The organism is Actinophytocola sp., assembly GCF_035712165.1.
GTDB lineage: Bacteria > Actinomycetota > Actinomycetes > Mycobacteriales > Pseudonocardiaceae > DASYTH01.
Genome location: NZ_DASTBH010000078.1, coordinates 1 through 2,871, shown reverse-complemented (window position 1 = coordinate 2,871; position 2,871 = coordinate 1). Strand labels below are relative to the sequence as shown.

General features: G+C 72.0%; 1 protein-coding gene and 1 pseudogene. Both read left to right on the top strand.

The features are described 5' to 3' along the window. Nucleotides 1-207, top strand: a pseudogene (locus VFO68_RS03980) (ABC transporter ATP-binding protein); the annotation flags it as partial. After that, nucleotides 207-2,756 (top strand): ABC transporter permease, encoded by a 2,550-nt coding sequence (locus VFO68_RS03975; protein WP_325156760.1) that lies wholly within the window; start codon nt 207-209, stop codon nt 2,754-2,756. The pseudogene VFO68_RS03980 and the gene VFO68_RS03975, both read left to right, overlap by 1 nt. The last annotated feature ends 115 nt before the right edge of the window (nt 2,757-2,871 follow it).

The following is a 2,871-nucleotide window of genomic DNA, read 5'->3' as shown; positions in this document are numbered from 1 at the left end:
CTGCGCAACAGCGTGCGCGACTTCGGCCAGACCATCGTCATGGTCACCCACGACCCCAACGCCGCCAGCTACGCCGACCGCGTCATCTTCCTCGGCGACGGCCAGGTCGTGGACGAGCTGACCAGCCCCACCGCCGAGTCCGTGCTCGACACCATGAAGCGCCTCGACGTGCTCGCCACGGATCGCGGCGTGGGGGCGGTGGCCTGATGCTGCGCGCGACCCTGAAGAGCGTGCTGGCCCGCAAGCTGCGGCTGGTGCTCTCCGGCCTGGCCGTGGTGCTGGGGGTGATGTTCGTGGCGGGGGCGTTCGTGCTCACCGACACGCTGGGCCGCTCGTTCGACGCGATGTTCGCCAGCGCGTACTCGGAGACCGACGTCAACGTCGCCGGCAAGCCGAAGATCGAGATGTCGGAACTCGACGGCGAGGAGGTCCCCGCCCTGGTGCCGGCCGAGGTCCGGGACCGGGTGGCGAAGGTCCCCGGCGTCGCCGAGGCCACCGGGGACGTGTTGGCCGACGGCGCGCGGGTGATCGGGCCCAACGGCAAGGTCGTCAGCACCGCCGGGGCGCCCCGGTTCGGCGAGAACTGGAACGGCGAGTCGGACCTGGTGCGACTGCGCGAGGGCCGCGGCCCGACCGCGCCAGACGAGATCGCGGTCAACGCCGCCACGGCGGAGGCGGCGAAGCTCAAGGTCGGCGACCGGGTCGGCGTGCTGACCCTCCAGCCGAAGCGGATGTTCACGGTCGTCGGCGTCTACGGCTACAGCGGCGACCGGGACAGCCTGGGCGGCACCCTGTCGGTGTCGTTCACCGAGCCGGTGGCGCAGGAGCTGATGCTCGGCGAGCCCGGCGTGTACAGCAGCGTGAGCGTGCGGGCCGCCGCCGGCGTCGACCCGGTCGCGCTGCGCGACGACATCCGGGCGGCGCTGGGCACCACCTACGAGGTGAAGACCGGGGCCGAGCTGGCCAAGCAGCAGACCGACGAGTTCCAGCAGGGCCTGAGCTTCTTCAACAACATCCTGCTCGGCTTCGCCGGGGTGGCCCTGTTCGTCGGGATCTTCCTGATCCTCAACACCTTCTCGATCATCATCGCCCAGCGCACCAGGGAACTGGCCCTGATGCGGGCGGTCGGCGCGAGCCGGCGCCAGATGATCGGCTCGGTGATGGTCGAGGCCGCCGTGATCGGCCTGGTCGCGTCCGCCCTCGGCCTCGGCGCCGGCATCGGCGTCGGCGCGCTGCTGGCCTCGGTGTTCGCCGGGTTCGGCGACCTGGACCTGGCCGGCGTCGGCGTGCCCGCGACCGCGGTGATCAGTTCGTTCGTGGTGGGCCTGCTGGTGACCCTGGTCGCCGCCGTGCTGCCGGCCGTGCGGGCGTCGCGCATCCCGCCGGTGGCGGCTATGCAGGACGTCGGTACGCCGGACCGGCCGCTCACCCGGCTCACGGTCGCCGGGGCGATCGTCGGCGCGGCCGGCGGGGGGCTGCTCGCGTGGGGGCTGTCCGGCGAGGCGGGCGACGGCACGCTGTGGACGATCCTGGCCGGCGTGCTGGTCTCGTTCGTCGGCGTCGCGCTGCTCACGCCGCTGCTGAGCCGGCCGGTCGTGTCGCTGCTCGGGCGGCTGTTCTCCTGGTCGGTGCCGGGCAAGCTGGGTCGGCTCAACTCCGGGCGCAACCCGCGCCGCACGGCGATCACGGCGGCCGCGCTGATGGTCGGCATCGCCCTGATCACCGGTGTCAGCGTGATCCTGGACTCCACGAAGAGCAGCTTCACCAAGCTGGCCGACGAGCAGGTGAAGGCGGAGATCTTCATCGACGGCGAGCAGTCCGGGGACCGGCCGCCGAGCTTCGACCCGAAGGTGCTGGAGGACACCGCCGCCCTGCCGGGCGTGGCCCGCTCCGCCGGCGTCTACTCCGACCTCGCGCTGGTGGACGGCAAGCGCGAGTGGGTGGTCGCCACCGAGGACGTGCCGGACCTGGCCGCGATCTTCAGCGTGGTGCCGGAGCAGGGTGCCGTGGGGCCGCTGCGCGACGACCAGTTCATCCTCGACACGGGTACGGCCGCGGACCTGGGCGGGCTCAAGGCGGGTGACACGGTGCCGTTCCAGTTCTCCCGCGGCGAGGCGCGGCCGTTCACGGTGGCCGCGGTCTACACCGAGTCCGACCTCTACAGCGGCATCGTGCTGCCGGAAAGCGCGGCGAAGGACTTCGGGGTCCCGCAGCCGGTCGAGGCGTACGTGCAGCTGGCGGCGGGTACCGCGGTCGGCCCGGTGCTGGACCGGATGAACGCCCTGCTGGCGGACAACCCGGAGTTCTCGGCGGTCGACCGGGCGGCGTTTATGGCGGACCAGACCGACGACCTGGACACGTTGCTCCTGATGATCCAGATGCTGCTGGGCCTGGCCATCCTCATCGCCGTGCTCGGCATCATCAACACCCTGGCGCTGTCCGTGATCGAGCGGACAAGGGAGCTGGGCCTGCTGCGCGCGATCGGCATGCGGCGGGCACAGACGATGCGGATGATCACGGTCGAGGCGGTCGTGATCTCGGTGTTCGGCGCGCTGCTCGGCCTGGCGGTCGGCAGCGGGCTGGGCGCCTCGGTGGTCCGGGCGCTCAAGTCGGAGGGCATCACCGAGCTGGTCCTGCCCTGGCAGCAGATGGGCGTCTACCTGGTGCTGGCCGCCGTCGTCGGCGTGGTCGCGGCGGTGCTGCCGGCCATCCGGGCGGCCCGGCTGAACGTGCTCGGCGCCATCGCACACGAGTAGGCACGCACCGATCGGGGGTCAGGACCCCCGCGATCTTGGACTTGTCAGGCCCGGATGCCGGGAATGTCCCCTTACAACCCCCAGATCGCGGGGGTCTCGGGGTCGGTGAGGCTGG

Bases quoted from the DNA above. Each gene is read 5' to 3' on its own strand.
- VFO68_RS03975 (WP_325156760.1), top strand. From the start codon at position 207: ATGCTGCGCGCGACCCTGAAGAGCGTGCTGGCCCGCAAGCTGCGGCTG.